Source organism: Kamptonema animale CS-326 (assembly GCF_028330895.1).
Taxonomy (GTDB): domain Bacteria; phylum Cyanobacteriota; class Cyanobacteriia; order Cyanobacteriales; family Microcoleaceae; genus Kamptonema; species Kamptonema formosum.
In genome coordinates, this window is record NZ_JAQMUA010000218.1 from 1 (window position 1) to 18,221 (window position 18,221).

Annotated in this window: 8 protein-coding genes; 2 read left to right on the forward strand and 6 right to left on the reverse strand. The window is 42.3% G+C overall.

Annotated elements, in window-relative coordinates; genetic code table 11:
- Positions 1–830: DUF1565 domain-containing protein (locus PN499_RS12595; protein WP_272032281.1), on the reverse strand; the 830-nt coding region annotated here is incomplete at its 3' end.
- 325 nt (positions 831–1,155) lie between these two features.
- Between PN499_RS12595 and PN499_RS12600 the strand changes: the two genes are divergently transcribed.
- Both PN499_RS12600 and thiS read left to right on the forward strand, forming a co-directional pair.
- Positions 1,156–2,238 (forward strand): thiamine phosphate synthase, encoded by a 1,083-nt coding sequence (locus tag PN499_RS12600; RefSeq protein ID WP_272032275.1) that lies wholly within the window; start codon positions 1,156–1,158, stop codon positions 2,236–2,238.
- Between the two features lie 330 nt (positions 2,239–2,568).
- The gene (gene thiS, locus PN499_RS12605) at positions 2,569–2,781 is read left to right on the forward strand and encodes a sulfur carrier protein ThiS (protein WP_007356182.1); all 213 of its coding nucleotides are present in this window, start codon (positions 2,569–2,571) and stop codon (positions 2,779–2,781) included.
- Positions 2,782–2,844: 63 nt separating this feature from the next.
- On the opposite strand, the gene PN499_RS12610 is transcribed toward thiS, so the two are convergent.
- From PN499_RS12610 to PN499_RS12630, 5 genes are all read right to left on the reverse strand, one after another.
- On the reverse strand, positions 2,845–4,122 hold the full coding sequence (locus PN499_RS12610) for a hybrid sensor histidine kinase/response regulator (RefSeq protein WP_272032276.1): 1,278 nt from the start codon (positions 4,120–4,122) through the stop codon (positions 2,845–2,847).
- Positions 4,123–4,141: 19 nt separating this feature from the next.
- Positions 4,142–6,592, reverse strand: a complete 2,451-nt coding sequence (locus PN499_RS12615) for a hybrid sensor histidine kinase/response regulator (RefSeq protein WP_272032277.1) — start codon at positions 6,590–6,592, stop codon at positions 4,142–4,144.
- A gap of 28 nt (positions 6,593–6,620) precedes the next feature.
- Positions 6,621–12,110: a trifunctional serine/threonine-protein kinase/ATP-binding protein/sensor histidine kinase gene (locus tag PN499_RS12620; protein ID WP_272032278.1), complete on the reverse strand. Its 5,490-nt coding sequence runs from the start codon at positions 12,108–12,110 to the stop codon at positions 6,621–6,623.
- Positions 12,111–12,190: 80 nt separating this feature from the next.
- Positions 12,191–17,581 (reverse strand): trifunctional serine/threonine-protein kinase/ATP-binding protein/sensor histidine kinase, encoded by a 5,391-nt coding sequence (locus PN499_RS12625; protein ID WP_272032279.1) that lies wholly within the window; start codon positions 17,579–17,581, stop codon positions 12,191–12,193.
- Positions 17,582–17,654: 73 nt separating this feature from the next.
- Positions 17,655–18,221 (reverse strand): sensor histidine kinase (locus PN499_RS12630; RefSeq protein WP_272032280.1); only part of this gene is annotated, 567 nt, incomplete at its 5' end.

Below are 18,221 nucleotides of genomic sequence, written 5' to 3' on the forward strand. Positions count from 1 at the left end.
GCTACTACCCCATCCCGCTGATTTCTTTCAATATAATTCCCCCGCAACACCGGTCTGGCTGAAGCTTGCACCACAACCCCATCTTTATTAAAAGTAATCCGGTTGCCAATCAGCATTGGTGTTGCGTACTGGGCTACATTAATCCCAAATCCAGTATTTTCAAAAGTATTGTCTCGGATTTCCCCTTGAGAATGACCAAAAATTGTAATGCCGTTAGCTCCATTTTTGGAGAAATAATTTCCCTGCACTATTGGCCGAGAATTGCCAACTACAGAAATACCATCGTGAGTGTTTCCAGTAAAAGTATTGTTCGCCACCGTCGGAGAGCTCGATTCAATCCACAAACCGTAACCTCGGTAATTGGGATTTGTGACTGTCACCCCCGTAATTCCCGCCCCATCAGCGGCTAAAATCGCGATATTTTGACCAGCAGAAGTTGGACTGAGAAATTGTCCCCCACCTTGGATCAGGATATTTTGACCGCGAGAGTTGGGATCTCCCTGAATTCTCACATTTGCTTTCAGAATCAGAGGAAAAGTTTCGCCTGTTTGGGTGCTGTAAGTACCGGGCCCTAGTAAAATTGTTGTGTTAGGTTCAGCTACGCTCAAAGCACGGGTAATGGTTTGGAAAGGAGCGCGATCGCTACCATTACCACTCCTATCGCTACCTGCCGACACACTGACGTACAATATATTCGTCTGAGACAACTGTTGGCCCTGGGAAACTTGAGATGGCTGCAAGGGCGGCACTCCTTGCGCTAAAACTGGCTGGTGTACGCCCAATAAAGCGGTGGCAAATATCGGCGCAAGGCGGCAGAATCTTTCTCGCATGGGATGAGGGAGATGGGAAGAATGGGGAAGATTTACTTTTGTTGTTCCCTGTGCTCCCCCGCTCCCCCGCTCCCCCGCTCTCTTGTGTTCCTCTCCTAAACTCACGGCTCTCCTCCGAAGTGTGCTAGTTTAACTAACCGTTGCACTTTTGTTAATCTTGAATCCGGTCAAATCACAAGGTAAAAATTTATAAGATTATATCTGTTAATGGCACAATTTGAAAGTGTCACCGTTGGGAAATCTGGCAAGGATGCAGGATTATTGTAAAGTTTATCTAAGAATAGGGGGTTAAGTGGTGTGATCAACAATAATAAGGGTGGTTCTGATGGGCGATAAACACAGTAAGAATATATTGGCGCAACCAGCCCTCTGCCGGATTTTAGACGCAAATCTAGATAGATCGCGCGAAGGCTTGAGGATTATTGAAGAATGGTGTCGGTTTGGTCTAAATAGTGTTGAGCTAGCTAAGGAATGCAAACAATTACGGCAGGAATTGGCTTCTTGGCACAGTGTGGATCTAAGAACTGCGCGGGATACTCCAGGCGATCCTGGTACAGATTTAACTCACCCGCAAGAAGAGGAGCGATCGAGCGTAGAAAGTTTATTGCAGGTGAATTTCTGTCGCGTGGAAGAAGCGCTGCGAGTAGTGGAAGAGTACAGTAAGATTTATAATCCTGAGATGGGAGCTGCTTTTAAGCAGATGCGCTATCGGGTTTATACTTTGGAAAGTAGTTTGCTGGCTTATCGGCGACAACAGCAATTGACGCGATCGCATTTCTATTTGGTAACGAATCCCGCAGAACATTTATTTGCGATCGTAGAAGCGGCTTTGCAAGGCGGTTTGAATATTGTGCAGTACCGCGATAAATCCGCTGATGATACTGTTAGGCTGAATAAGGCACAAAAGCTCTGCGAACTTTGCCATCGCTACGGCGCTTTGTTTATTCTCAACGATCGCGTTGATTTGGCGATCGCTACAGGCGCAGACGGCGTACATCTGGGACAGGAAGATATACCCATTAGTTTAGCGCGGCAGTTGCTCGGCCCGGGACGCATCATCGGCCGTTCTACTACTAATAAGGAGGAAATGCACAAAGCAATTAAAGACGGAGCTGATTATATTGGAGTCGGCCCTGTTTACGAAACTCCGACTAAACCTGGTAAATCAGCAGCAGGTTTAGATTATGTGCGTTACGCGGTTGAACATTCGACAGTTCCCTGGTTCGCGATCGGTGGAATTGATATCAATAACCTGGAGGAAGTATTGAAGGCGGGAGCCGATCGGATCGCAGTCGTGCGCTCTGTGATGGAAGCTGAACAGCCAACCCTTGTCACTCAATATTTTATCTCACAATTAACTCGCGTTCAAACTATGCGCTCTCAGAAAAATCTGCCAGGAAACTCTTAAAAAGTTTTGAGTTTTGAGTTTTGAGTTAAAAGAGTTATCCAAATCTCTCATAACTTACGTAAAATATTAGAAATCTCCAAACCTTGTGGAGCAGGCATCTTGCCTGCCTTTGACAGCCTTTTTTGGAGAGGTCTATTAAACGGTGACTGCGATCGCATAAAAAAACCAAGAAACCGGGTTTTTTGCCGAATCTATGGGCTGTAACGAAGTATTTTGGTAAAAAACCCGGTTTCTGGGCCCCATGCGTAAGTCCTATCTACTCAAAACTCAAAACTCTGCATTGGACTTAAAACTCAAACCTCAAAACTCAAAACTCTCTAACCCAGTCTTATGTCTAATCAAATTACATTACAAGTTAACGGAGAAAATCGTAACTGCGATCCGCAAACCCAACTGCCTAATCTACTCCAACATTTAGGATTAAACCCCCGGTTAGTAGCAGTGGAATACAACGGCGAGATACTGCACCGACAATTTTGGGAAGAAACCGAAATGCAAGAAGGCGATCGCTTAGAAATCGTCACTATCGTCGGCGGAGGTTAAGGAATTCCCTATTATGTTTCTCTGACCAGAGTAACATAGGGATAATTTATAAATTGCTAGGGTTTATGCCTTGACAGGTAAAAGAATCCTAAACTCTGTCCCCTCTCCTAAATTAGAGTCTACTTCTATCATACCAGAGTGTTTTTCAACCACAATTTGACGCGCGATCGCCAATCCCAATCCTGTACCTTTTCCTACTTCCTTGGTAGTAAATAAATCATCAAAAATCTTATGTCGTAACCCATCACTCATGCCAATACCATTATCTTTGATATGAATTATTGCTTGCTGGCTATCTTCAGATAATTCTGTCTTAATAGTAATTTGATTAGGATGGATTTTAACCTCTGCATAACTACGTCCAGTATTTGATTCTTCCAGTGCATCAATAGCATTACTTAATATATTCATAAATACCTGATTTAATTGTCCGGCATAACATTCGACTTGAGGTAGATCGCCATACTCTTTGATAACTTGAATCTCTGGGCGATTTTCGTTAGCTTTTAGGCGATGTTTGAGAATCATAATTGTACTATCAATCCCATCGTGGATATTGCAGGCTACAGCGCGATCGCTATCTGCACGAGAAAATGTCCGCAAGCTGATGCTAATATCTTTAATCCGGTTTACTCCTTCTTGCATCGATCCAACTAATTTAGGTAAGTCTTCGCGGATGTACTCAAGGTCAATTGCTTCAATTTTCTCTTGAATTGCCGGACTGAAATTAGCAGATTCTTGCTGAACTAAATCCAGCAATCCAAACAAATCTTTGATGTACTCTAACGCAGGCTTAATATTACCACTAAGAAAGCAAACGGGGTTATTAATTTCGTGGGCAACACCAGCTACTAAGTTGCCCAAAGCAGACATTTTTTCGCGTTGAATAACTTGGATCTGAACTGCTCGTAATTCAGCAGTTTTTTGAGCCACTTGCTGTTCTAAATTTTGAGTTAAGAGACGTAACTGTAAATGGGTTTTCACCCGCGCTAAGACTTCTTGTTCTTGAAAGGGCTTAGTAACGTAGTCTACTGCACCAAGTTTAAGCCCTTTAACTTTGTTATCTACATCAGCCAGAGCGGTCATAAAGATAACTGGAATATCACAAGTTTTAGCATTAGCTTTAAGGCGTTTGCAGGTTTCAAACCCATCAATTCCAGGCATCATTACATCCAGTAAAATCAGATCGGGCTGTCGCCGCTCAATTTGTTGCAGGGCGCGTTCGCCACTGGTAGCGATCGCCACCTTATACCCCGCATTACTCAACGCTTCCGAGATGACATCCAGATTGGTCGGAGTATCATCAACGATTAAAATTAAGCCAGTTAAACCTGTTGTCATAGTGATAGTTATCCAAGTTTTAGGTATTAGTAAGCTGTTGTTGAATTAATGCCTCAATCCTCTCAGTTTGGAATTGCTTAGCTAATTGTATTACTTCCTGAATAAAGGGCTGATAGCGCTTATCCTTTTGTCCAATTTTATCAGCGGTTTCTGCCAGTTCTCTGAGCAAACCATCCTGTGCCAGTTCTAGTAAAATTTGCAAGTCTGCCGCCGATGGGGGAATTAGTTCTTTCGTTGATACTTCATGGTCGCTTGTGCTTAACTCATTTTCATCATATTTCCAAGTCAGTTGTAAGTGCTTGGCCAACAAAGTCAATAACTCCTCTGCATCAACGGGTTTGGTCAGAAAGTCATCTCCACCCATATCTAAGCTTTTCTGCTGGTCTATTTCTGATACAGATGCCGAAGATACTATCACCCGTAAATGCTTAAGATCCTCCGATCTTCGTAACTGTTTGAGCATTTGAAAACCATTCATTACTGGCATTGCTAAGTCAGTTATAATTAAATCTGGCAATTTTTCTCTAGCTTTTTCTAAGCATTCTTGACCATTTTCTGCTTCAGTAAATGTGAACCCTAGAGGCTCTAGCAAGTTCGCCAAAACTGACCGATTTTCCCAACGGTCATCTACGATCAATATGTGGCGCGGTTGCCCTTCATAGCCGATAATTGTGCGCCCGTCTTTGACTGAATTTTTTTGTGCCCAATCGGTGGCAATTGGCAGTGCTACTTCAAAGTAGAAGTTACTGCCTATTCCCAGATGGCTTTCAACTTGAATTTTTCCACCCATCAATTCCACAATTTTTTGACTGATGGCTAAACCTAAGCCTGTGCCTTCCGACTGGCGTTTGCGATCGCCTACTTGTTCAAAGGCTTGGAAAAGTTTGTTTACTTGGTCAGAGGCGATGCCAACTCCTGTATCGATCGCTTGGAATTTAAGCTGAGGTAATCGCATAGTTGCATTTGGTTCTATCACTTCTACCTTCAGGGTGACGCTGCCTTTATCGGTGAATTTAATCGCATTTCCTAAGAGATTGAGTAGCACTTGGCGGAGCCGTTTTTCGTCAGCTAGAATTCCTGTGGGTAAGTTGATATCTGGTTGATAAATGAACTCGATACCTTTTTGGTCTGAGCGCACTCGACAGATTTCAACTACTCCTTGCAGAAAGGATGGTAAATGAATGGCTTTTGGGGTAAGTTCTAGTTTGCGGGCTTCGATTTTGGAGATGTCTAATACATCATTAATCAGGGTTAGTAGATGGGAGCCGCATTGATAAATAATTTGAATTCCGTGTCGTTCTTTGTCTGGTATAACTTTGGAGCGATCGAGGATTTGGGCATAACCAAGAATCCCGTTGAGAGGTGTGCGGAGTTCGTGGCTCATATTTGCCAGAAAGTCACTTTTTGCTTGATTTGCAGCATTAGCTGCTTCCTTAGCTAGCTCGGCAGCCTCTTTAGATTTTTTCAGTTGAGTTTGTTCCGATGATTGAATGTACCATAACACTCCTATTAATGTGCCTGCCAGTCCTAACACTACCATTGCGATTAAATCTAGAGGGTGGAGTTGAGATTCGATATTTTCACGGGGGATGGCTAAAGCAACTGACCAATTAGCTTCTTGGAGTGGACTAAAACTCACATAATATTCCTTACCGTCCAGCTTTGCTAAGATAATCTCCTGTTTTTTGTCAACCATTTTTTTAGAGATTACGGCTAAGTCTCGATCTGATGAATTTAGAAGACTGGGGCCGGGCTTCTCTGCCGTTGACATCAAAGTCCGATCGGGGTGGATAATTACCTGCCCCTTTGAGTTGAGCGCAAAGGCATAGCTATCTTTGCCATACTTAATTTGATTGACTACTTGTGCTACCCGATCAGTCGAAACACCACACAATATTACACCAATGGGACTTTTGTCAGATTCTGCCTGAGCTATGATGGGAGCCGCAATGGTAATTACTGGTTTTCCTGACCCTCTGGAAATTACCGGATCGTTCACATAAATCTGTCCAGACATTGCTTTCTGAAACCACAGGCGATCGCTCATATTTACCCGTTTAGCATTAGGGAGTGTTGTTTCACGCGAACCGTCTGCTTGAACAATCGAAAGACTTGCAAAAACCCCGCTTCGTTTTTGTTCTGCCACCAAATAAGGACTAGCAATCGACCAATCTAAAGACTTAACTGGTGCTGTGTTTGCCAAGATATCCATCTTAGCTTTCAGTGTTGCCAGCCAGCTATCCACCTCTTTCACACCTCCTTTAACTTCAAACATTGCATTAAGCTTCAGATTCTCTAGCACGATGTTTCGTACACTTTGATAACTGAAGTAAGCAGCAATACTCACAACTATTGTTGTGCTGGCAATGATCGTGCGAGTCAAGTAGCTTCGAGAGATTAGTATTTTGTTGGGACGGAAGATTTGCTTAGAAGATTGTTCGATCGATTGATACTGTTTTGCTATTTTCATAAATAAGATTCAATCCTACGCTATGCTATTATTTGACAGGAATTACGATCCAAAACACAGTGCCTTCACCAGGTACAGAATTAACTGTAATTTTTCCCTGATGTTTTTCCACAACGATTTGATGCGCGATCGGTAATCCTAATCCCGTGCCTTTCCCAACCGCTTTTGTCGTAAATAAATGGTCAAATATTTTGGTTTTAACTTCTTCACTCATCCCTTGACCGTTATCGGCAATGGTAATTTTTACCTGTTTATTCTCTAGAGAGGTGATAATTTTAATGCGATTAGGATTATCCTTGATTTGGGCAAAACTCCGCCCAATATTTGATTCTTCCAGTGCATCGATCGCATTAGCCAAGATATTCATAAACACTTGATTAAGCTGTCCCGCATAGCATTCCACTTCAGGGAGAGCGCCATATTCCTTAATCACTTGAATTTCCGGGCGAAATTCATTAGCTTTCAGCCGATGTTTGAGGATTAATATAGTGCTATTAATTCCATCATGAATATTACAAGCTACAGGGCGATCGCTATCAGCACGGGAGAAGTTTCTGAGACTCACGCTAATGTCTTGAAGCCGCTTCACGCCTTCTTGCATCGATTCAACTAACTTGGGTAAGTCTTCTCGAATATAGTCAAGTTCAATCGTTTCTATTTGCTCTTGAATATCTGGATGTAGTTGGGGATATTTTTGTTGCACTAAATCGATCAATTCAAACAAATCTTTAATGTAATCTAAGGCTGGGGTAATATTGCCAGTAAGGAAGCCAACAGGGTTATTAATTTCGTGAGCCACCCCTGCAACTAAATTACCCAAAGTTGACATCTTTTCGCTTTGAATCATTTGCAATTGGCTTTGCTGCAAGTCATGTAAGGCTCGCTCTAGCTGCTGAGCATAAGCTTGCGATCGCTCGTAAAGTCCGGCATTTTCTAGGGAAATGGCGGCTTGAGTACAAAGTAAAGTTAGGAGTTCCACGCGATCGCTTGTAAACGCCCCCGTCGCTAAATTATTCTCTAGATATAAAATGCCCAGCAATTTCCCTTGATGCAAAATCGGGCTACACAAGATACTAGAAGGCTGCTGACGAATAATATAAGGGTCATTGGCCAAAGTCGGATCGAGGGTGGCATCAAAGAGCACAACAGTTTGCCTGTCGTGCAAGACTTTGTAAATCAGCTTCAGAGGAATGACTTGGCTATCCTCAACAGCAAGGCGCTGCAACACTACTGGCTGCGTCCCTACAGTAATTGACCCTTTAATCAGCAGGCGATTCTCTAGCAACAACATTAACACGCATTTATCGGCCCCCGCATTTTCAATGACGAGCGAAAGTAATGATGAAAGCAGTTTGGATAATTCGATTTCGCTTGAGATAGTTTGGGAAGCTTTGAGAATTGCTTTTAAATCCAGAGTATCTGAGACACTGCTACTGCTAGAAGTGGCGGAACTGGTAGAGGTGATAGTTCCCAAGTCGAAGACAGTTTCATGAGTTGAGAGGGGAGAACGAATTTGTTGAAGAATGGGGGCCAGTAGTTGGGGATAGCGTTTTTCTAAGTCGGCAACCTTGGCTTTTGCACCCCAACGAGCATAGGCATAGTAGGCTTCAATCATGTAGTCCCCAGCAATGCGCTGTCTGCCCCAGTCGAGGTAAAATTTGGCGGCTAGTTCATTGGCTAAGGCTTCTTCTTGGATGTAGCCGTGTTCTTTAGCAAGAGCAATGGCGCGATCGTACAAGTCGATCGCCTCAGCTTTTTCACCTAAGACTCGATGCTTTTGGGCCTCCACCAAACACCACTTATGCAAGTAGTTCATCGGTGCATAATGCGCCCGCTTCTGCAACTTTGTCTGATTTTCTGCTACCCGTTGCAGGCGATCGGTCAAATCAGAATCCCCACTACAATCTCCAGTTAAAGCAGCAAGAGAATCATAGAAGTAAAAGATTGGCACCGTAACAATACCTGCCCCTGCTGCTAAATACTGTCTGCCCTCAGTCGCAATCTCTGACAGGGATTGCGCCGTTTCACCAAACAGGTAGCCAAGAATCAGTTTATGCAGATAGAAGAAATGAAGCCCCATCAGATCGTTGGCTGCCAACAACTGGGGTAGGAACTGCGCCTCGTCGAACAGATCGCCCACCAAAAGCTGGGAATTGTGAGCATTGCCCAACAGTTTTAAAACCGCCTGTCTGAGTATTTGAAAGCAGTTAAACGTCTGAACCTGCTTGAGATTCTTCGGCATCTGACTGTAGACGTGGATATCTCGCTCCAGCGTTAAGAGTTCCTGACTGCTGAAGTAGGCAATTTTGCAGCTATGAAATGCGCCATAACCCGCAAATTCCAAATCTCCGGTATCTAATCCAATTTGGTAGCTTTCCCGTAGAACTGGCACTGACATTTGCAAATGAGTAGTTCCATGCAGAACAAATGCCCCCAATATGACGCGGATTCTACATTCAACCTCCTTGGCATTGAGTTTTTCGATTACCGCTAACGCTAGCTTGCCAGCCCGCTCTGCCGCTTCCATGTCTTCTAAAATGCCATTCAAGAGCAGGCCATAGCTGACATAAAAGAAGGCAGAGAACGGTGCGTTGCCATGTTGAATCGAGGCATTTACCTGCGAAAAAATCAGTAATGGATATAACAAAGGATTTGTATTATAAATGCCTGGTGCAGCGCTGGCGGCAATTCTCATCGCTGCCAGGGGTTCAGATGCCGTCATGGGGGGCAGGTTTAATAACTCCTCGATCGGTCTACCTGCCAACAGGTTCACCGTATACTGAAATCCCTGCTGGATATCTTCCTGAGTAGGACAATCGGGTAATTGAATACCCAATTGACTTAGCACTTGTTTCGCCAAGGCGAGCGCATCCAAGAATTGATGCTGGAATATATGGTTTTGAATCTCTATCTCGTAGATTTTCACCCGATCGAGTAGTGTTTTCGCTTCTTGCAACACTATCTCGGCCCAATGTTCCATTTGCTCATATTCTCCAGCAAGAAAGGCATTTTCAGCCGCCAATTGGTGCAACATTAGAGCCAATTCATACTGACTTTGCCAGCAATCGGAAGTTAACAGGGTGATTCCCGTAGTTGCGTAGGTCATAGCTGATTCATAGGCGGTTGCAGACCTGGCTCTTTTGGCGGCGAGTCCGTTTAATTGGGCAATTTTCTCTCGTTCTGCGGGCTGAACAACCAATTTCAATCCCCTGTTCAGGTGATTGACAATATCAAAGAGTTTGCTGTTCTGTTCTATGTCTGATGTGCGATCGAGCAGCAGTTGACCTATCTTCAGATGGATCGAGGCTTTTTGGTCATCGGGAATTAGGGAATAGGCGGCTTGTTGTACTCGGTCATGTAAAAATTTGTAGGGTACGGCAATCTGTTGGGTCGATGTTTCTAGATCAGCAGCTTGGAAGAACTTGTAGGTTTCGGTAATAGGTAAGATTAAACCTTCTTGCAAGGCTTTCCATAACGCCGTCGCTACGTCTGTTTGGGATTGTTCTGAAACAATTGCCAGGGTATTTAAATCAAACTGCGCCCCGATGCAAGCCGCTAGTTTGAGAACTGTTTGGGTTTCTAGTGGCAATTTTAAAAGTTGCCCTGCCATGAACTCTACGACATCATCGGTGAGCGAGTGCGATCGCACCTGGGTAATGTCGCACTGCCAACCCCCTCTTGCCGCCCCTTGGTAAGGAGGCGTTGGGGGGGTCAAGTTAAAGGTAATTAATCCATCTTCATGCAATGCTTTGAGAAACTGCGTGGTGAAGAAGGGATTACCTTTGGTCTTGCTCATCACCAACTCGGTCAATGGCAATGCCAAGTTTAGAGAACAACCAAGTGTATCTGCAACTAACTGATTTATTGATACCTGATTGAGGGGAGCTAGCATCATGGTATTGATTGTTGCCTTGGCTTTTTCAAGCTCTTGCAGCATCAATATCAATGGATGAGATTCTGAGACTTCGTTATCCCGGTATGCGCCAATCAGTAAGAAATACTGCCTATCAGTTTTACTCATCAGCAGGTGTATCAACTTCAGTGATGCCGAGTCTGCCCACTGCAAGTCATCAATAAAGATGACTAGAGGATGTTCTTTTGTAGCGAACACCTGGATAAATTTTTCTAACAGTAAATTGAAGCGGTTTTGGGCAGCATTACCAGAAAGTTCGGGTACAGAAGGCTGTTTGCCAATAATGCGCTCTACTTCGGGAATCACCTCAATAATTACTTGTCCATTTTCTCCAACTGCTGCTAATATTTGGTTTCTCCATCTCTCTAGCTGGAGATCGCTTTCTGTTAATAATTGCCCCATTAAATCTCGAAATACTTGTACAAAAGCACTAAACGGTATATTCCGTTGAAACTGGTCAAATTTTCCTTTGATAAAATAACCATGTTTCCTGACAATTGGTTTGTGAACTTCGTTGACGACGGCGGTTTTTCCAATCCCTGAAAAACCTGCTACTAGCATCATTTCTACCCCCCTTAGTTCCCCCTTGCCAAGGGGGGATTCAGGGGGGCTAGCGACTCTTTCAAAGGCTTGTAATAGAGCTGATACTTCGGCTTCTCGTCCATAGATTTTATCAGGGATGATGAAGCGATCGCATATATCCAGTCGCCCAATTTCAAAGTATTCAATGTGACCAATTTCTTGAAATTGAGCAAAACATTTTTCTAAATCATATTTTATTCCTAATGCACTCTGGTATCTATTTTCAGCATTTTTTGCCATCAATTTTGTGACAATTTCTGATAGTACAGGGGGAATTTCCGAATTAATTTCCTTCAATAATGGCGAGGATTTCGCAATATGACAATGTACTAACTCCATTGGATCGTTAGATTCAAAAGGTAATTTACCTGTCAGTAATTCATAGAAGGAAACACCTAAAGAATAAAAGTCAGTCCGATAATCAATTCCTCGGTTCATTCGACCAGTTTGTTCTGGGGAAAGATAAGCAAGAGTCCCTTCTAATACATTGGGATTAATTAGTGTCTGCGTTTCCCGTGGGAGCAAAGATGCAATACTAAAGTCAATTAATTTGACTTGTTTGGTTTCTGGGTTAATGAGAATATTACTGGGTTTGATGTCTTTATGAATAATGCGATCGCGATAAAGTATATCTAAAGCAGTACAGAGGGTAATTGCTATTTGGAAAAACTCTCTCAAAGAGAGGACATTTTTATTTTTAACTGCCCATTCTTTCAGAGAAATTCCCCCAAAGTCTTCCATGACTAACGCATAGCCATTTTGATAGGGTTCTAGGCTATAAGTTTGAACGATTAAGGGTGAGTTGAGATTTTTGACAATGGTGTACTGATTGCGAAACTGCACTAATTCGCTGAAGCTAGGATAAGAATTTTTTAGCAGCTTAATGATGACAGGTAATCGATCGCTGGTACGGACTGCTCGATATACTAGGGTGCGACTTCCTGCATAAACTGTCTCTATAATTTGATAGTTGGGAACTTGAAGATCTGTATAAAGGTTGATGTTTTGGTGAGAGTTATCCATAACTTTTGTCGGTTGAAAATTGATGCTTAATGCTTAAGCGGTAATTAGATGAGTATTAATGCTTAGAAAAATCAACTTGTTTAATTATCCCTTAACTCAACTGGTAAGGAGATGATAAATTCCGTTCCAGTTCCCATTATAGAATTGACCTGAATAGAACCGCCATGTTTCTCGACGATAATTTGACGTGCGATCGCCAATCCCAATCCCGTGCCTTTCCCTACCGCTTTCGTCGTAAATAAATGGTCAAAAATCTTCGACTGTACCTCTGCACTCATGCCAATCCCATTATCTTTAATCCGAATTATGGCCTGTTCTTTGTCCTCTAAAAACTCACTTTCAACAGTAATTTCATTGTTAATTTCTGCATACTTACGGCCTTGATTTGAGTCTTCTACACCATCAATGGCATTAGTCAATAAATTCATGAATACTTGATTTAGCTGTCCCGCATAGCATTCAATTTGGGGTAAATTTCCATATTCTTTAATCACCTTGATTTCTGGGCGATTTTCATTAGCTTTCAGGCGATGTTTGAGGATCATAATGGTACTATCAATCCCATCATGGATATTGCAGGCAACGGGATGGTTATTATCCGCACGGGAGAAGGTTCTTAAGCTAGTGCTAATATCTTGAATTCGTTTCACTCCTTCCTGCATCGAACCAATTAATTTTGGTAGATCTTCCCGAATATACTCAAGATCGATGGCTTCTATTTCTTTTTGAATTACTGGACTATAATTAGGGTATTCTTGCTGAAAGAGATTAACCAATCCCAACAAATAGTTGATATAATCTAAGGCAGGTTGAATATTGCCAGCAATAAAGCCAATGGGGTTATTAATTTCATGGGCAACCCCAGCAACTAAGTTACCCAACGCAGACATCTTTTCGCTTTGCACGATGGTGAGTTGGGCGTGTTTGAGATCGACCAAGGCTTGTTGTGCCGCTTCATATAAACGGGCATTTTCTAAAGAGATAGCAGCTTGAGCGCAAATTAGATTCAGGACTTCTATGCGATCGCTCGTAAACGCCCCCACAGTTACATTATTTTCTAGATATAAAACTCCAATTAACTGCCCTTGATTCAGAATCGGGCTGCAAAGAACGCTTTTTGGCTGATATTTTTGGATGTAACTATCACCAGCAAACTGACAACTTATCCGGGCATCAAATAAGACTAAAGGTGACAAAGTTCGCTTGACAGTATTCACCAAACTAATTGCAATATCTGGGCTGGATTCTAGGGTAATTGAGGGTAATAGCTGTGGTGATTCTCCTTCTGCTACTAAGGCTACTACTTCTAAATCTTTATCTTGTTTGAGGAGTAAGGCACACTTATTTGCGCCAGCATTGGCAATAACTATTTCTAGGAGAGTAGTTAGGAGTTTATTTAGTTCAATTTTTCCAGAAATCGCTTGAGAAGCTTTAAGTAAAGTTCCTAAATCTAGCGCTTCAGAGATACTGCTAGAGGTTTTAGTAACAGAAATCGTTGCTTGTCTAAATGTTTCCTTAAAGAAGTTAGTAGCGCGAGACTGTTGAAGGATGGGCGCAAGGAGTTGGGGATAGTGTTGTTCTAAATCAATAACTTTAGCTTTAGCACCCCAGCGGGCATAGCAATAGTAGGCTTCTTGCATATAGCCAGCAGCAACTTTTTCTTTACCCCAATTGAGATAAAATTTAGCGGTGAGTTCGTTGGCTAAGGCTTCTTCTTGAATGTATTCGTTGGTTTTGGCTCCAGAAATGGCGCGATCGTACAGATCGATCGCTTCTGCTCTGTTACCTAAAATGCAGCACCGTAGTGCTTCTACCAGAAAATACTTGTGTTGATAATTGATGGGTGCAGCACTGACATAGATCCCTAGTTTTGCTTGGTTAGTTTCAACCTGAGAGAGAAGTTTTACTTGCTGCGAAGGATCGACCGTTGGATAAAGTGTGAGACGAGCTAATGAATCATAGTAATAATAAACTGGTGCAGAAGGCATTCCCATACCAGCTTTAAGATATTTTTGGCCTGCATCTGCATACTGAATTGCAACAGCAATATCTCTAAACAAGAAGCTTAATATCAACTTACACAGATAAAATAGATGGAGGACTAATTCATCATTTTCTTTACAGAGTCTTGATAAGTAATCTGCTTCATCGCTAGCATCACTACCAAGACAGTTTGGAGTTTCGCTAAACTCAGTAAGGTTTTTGATAGAATAACGCAGGATATGTGCCCAACTTAAAAAATGTTGACTTGTTGCAAACTTTCCCTGATAAATAGCAAGTTCTTCTAGTAATGTTTCTAGACCCTCTGCACCACTTAAATAGGTGTACATTAACCTAAATGAAGTGGAAACAAGTGAGTGAACATAATCTCCTGTTTCTAATCCAACTTGATAGGATTCTTTCAATAAATTAATCGCTTTTTGAATGCTTTCTCGATTCGATTGATTAAAGGCAGCAACCTTAAACTGAGTCATGCTCTGAACCGATTTATCAGAGAATTTATCCATGATGTTAAGTGCTAGCTGTCCAAATTGATACCCTTCTTCTAGCTTATTCAACACACTGCTAACAATAATCCCAAAATCTGCGTATCCCGGTGCAGAAAAAGGTGAATTACCGTATTTAAGCGATAAATTGACTTCTTCACAGGCAATAATTGGAAAAAGGTGAGGAGCGGCCTGATGAACGGACGGAACCAGGCTAGTCATAATTCGTAAAGCAGCTAAAGCATTCGCATCTTGCATGACTGGGCAGTTTACTAACTCTGCGATCGCACAACTTGGTAAAGATGCCAGCGTATTTTCAACGTACTGTTTAATTTCTAAAGGGGTGATGGACTCAGGAAAACTTACCCCCAATTTCTGAAGGATTTCTAGACCAACTGTAATCGCTTGAAGCTGTTGATTTTGTACCTTATATGCTTGGAGTTTGACCTCATATACTTTTACCTGTCCAAGTAAGGTAGTAGTTTGTTGTAATACAACCTGAATCAGAGATTCCATCTGCTCAAAATCACAATTGAGCAACGCTACTTCTGCCGCTTCCTCGTACAAGCTTTCCATCAGATTAGGATTAATATCCCAACCACTTTCCCTTAATAACTGTATCCCCTGAGCAAGGTAATGCTGTGCTGCATTATAGGCGGTTGATTCCTTAGCTTTGCGCCCTGCCTTCAGATTTAATTGAGCATACTGCTCGCGCTGAGCGAGTGAAGAAAGAAGGGAAATGCCATAATTTAAGTGATTGACAATCTCAAAAATCCGCTCATTTTGTTGCGTTTTGTCAGTATTTTGCAAAAGCAGTTGTCCAATAGCGAGATGAGTCAGTTGTTTCTGTTCCTCTGGAATCAACAAATAGGCAGCTTGTTGAACCCGATCGTGCAAAAATCGATAGATTGGGTTGGCACTATTGGGAGTATCAGATTGCTCCCTACTCTGAAAGAACTTGTAGACTTGGCTCGTTGGCAAAATCAAACCTTCTTGCAAAGCTTTCCATAAGGCTGTTGCTGCATCGGTAGGCGATCGCTCTGAGACGATCGCCAAGGTTGCCAAATCAAACTGGTTGCCCACACAAGCGGCTAATTTGAGTACCTGTTGGGTTGCCTCTGGCAATTTCTGCAACTGCAATGCCATAAATTCTACGACATCATCTGTGAGTACCAGATCTCTCACTTTGGCAATATCGCATATCCAATAGCGGCGATCGCGATCGAAGGTAATATAGCCATCCTCATGTAATGTTTTGAGAAACTGCGTCGTGAAAAAGGGATTGCCTTGAGTTTTGCGCGTAATTAATTCAGTCAGAGGTTGCACCAATTCCCCAGAACAACTCAACGTATCTGCCACCAGATGATTGGTATCATCAAAAGCCAGTGGTTTCAAGGTAATCGTATCAACAATCGCCTCTGCCTTCTTGAGTTCTTCCAGCGTTACCATCAACAGGTGTATGGGCGACACTTCGTTATCTCGATAAGCACCCAACATCAGCAAATGGCCCCGATCGTTCATCAGCAGTTTGATTAACTGTAGGGAAGCTGAATCTGCCCATTGTAGATCGTCCAAAAATATCACTAATGGGTGTTCTGCTGTTGTTAAGACTGCAATGAAATTTTGGAACAGTAAATTAAATCTATTCTGTGCCGCACTGCCCGATAGTTCCACGACACTGGGCTGTTTACCAATAATCTGCTCTAGTTCTGGAATCACTTCAATTAGAACTTGTCCACTCTCTCCCAGTGCAGACAGAATTTTCGCTTGCCATTGCGCCAGTGCTACATCATTTTCACTCAACAATTGCCCCATCAAATCGCGCAACGCTTGTACAAATGCTGAGAGGGGAATGTTGCGATTAAACTGGTCAAATTTGCCTTTGATGAAATATCCCCGTTGTCGCACGATGGGCTTATGGACTTCATTAACAACGGCAGTTTTGCCAATCCCAGAGAAACCTGCAATTAACATCAGTTCAGTGTTTCCCCCAGTAACGCGATCGAAGGCTTCTAGTAAAGCCTGTACTTCGCTTTCCCGTCCATAGAGTTTTTCGGGAATCAGGAAGCGATCGCTGATGTCGCACCTACCTAATTCAAAGTTTTCAATCTTTCCATTTTCTTGCCACTGCGATAAACATCGCTCTAAGTCATGCTTCAATCCCAAAGCACTTTGATAGCGATCTTCCGCATTCTTCGCCATCAATTTACTGACAATCTCTGAGATGACAGAGGGGATTTTTGGATTGATTTCATATAGTAATGGTGCTGGTTTGGCAATATGACAATGGACTAATTCCATTGGGTCATTTGATTGAAAAGGTAATTTTCCAGTCAATAATTCGTAGAAAGTTACACCCAAAGAATAAAAGTCTGTCCGATAGTCAATTCCCCGATTCATTCGGCCTGTTTGTTCGGGAGAAATATAAGCTAGTGTTCCCTCTAAAACTTGGGGATTTATCAAAGTTTGCGTTTCTCGCGGTAGCAAGGAGGCAATACTAAAGTCAATTAATTTAATTTGGTTGGTTGCAGGATTAATTAAGATATTACTGGGTTTGATGTCTTTGTGAACTATCCGCTCGCGATAAAGTATATCTAAGGTATTGCACAGTGCGATCGCTATCTCTAAAAATTCTCTCAAAGATAGTGCCTTTTCCCCTTGCACCGCCCATTCGTGAAGAGAAATTCCCCCAAAGTCTTCCATTACCAACGCATAGCCATTTTGATATGGTTCGAGACTATAGGTTTGTACGATCGGAGGTGAATTGAGATTTTTGGCAATGGTGTATTGATTGCGAAACTGTACCAATTCGCTAAAGGTGGGATAGTCATTTTTTAGTAGTTTGATAATGACAGGTAATTGGTCATGAATACGGACTGCTCGATAAACTAAGGTGCGACTTCCTGAATAAATGGTCTCTATAATTTGATAGTCGAGAATTTGAAAGTTTGTCTGAGGTTTGCTATTTTCGGTATAGTTATTCATGGGTATTTTTGTTTAAAAATTTATAAGTAAGCGAACAGTTAAAAGAGCCTAAATTTGCGCGAACTTAACTCATTTATTCTGCATTGATGGGTAAAGTGATGATAAATTCACTTCCTTGGGTTGGTATTGAGTTAACGTTAAGGAAACCGCTATGTTTTTCGACGACGATTTGACGCGCGATCGCCAATCCCAATCCCGTGCCTTTCCCTACCGCTTTAGTCGTAAATAAATGGTCAAAAATCTTTGATTTGACTGATTCATTCATCCCGCGACCATTATCAGCAATAGTAATTTTTACCTGGTTATCTACTAAGGTAGTTTGAATGGTAATCCGATTAGCATTAGCCTTAATTTCTGCAAAGCTGCGATTGATATTTGATTCTTCCAACGCATCGATCGCATTAGCTATAATGTTCATAAACACCTGGTTAAGCTGTCCGGGAAAGCATTCGATCTCCGAAATATTTCCGTAGTCTTTAACTACTTCAATCGCGGGTCGCAGATCGTTGGTTTTCAATCGATATTTGAGAATTAAGATCGTGCTGTCGATGCCCTCATGGATATTAAAAGGAACTTTGTAGTCTTTGTCAACTCTAGAAAAGGTGCGGAGGCTAGTGCTAATACCTTGGATGCGATCGCA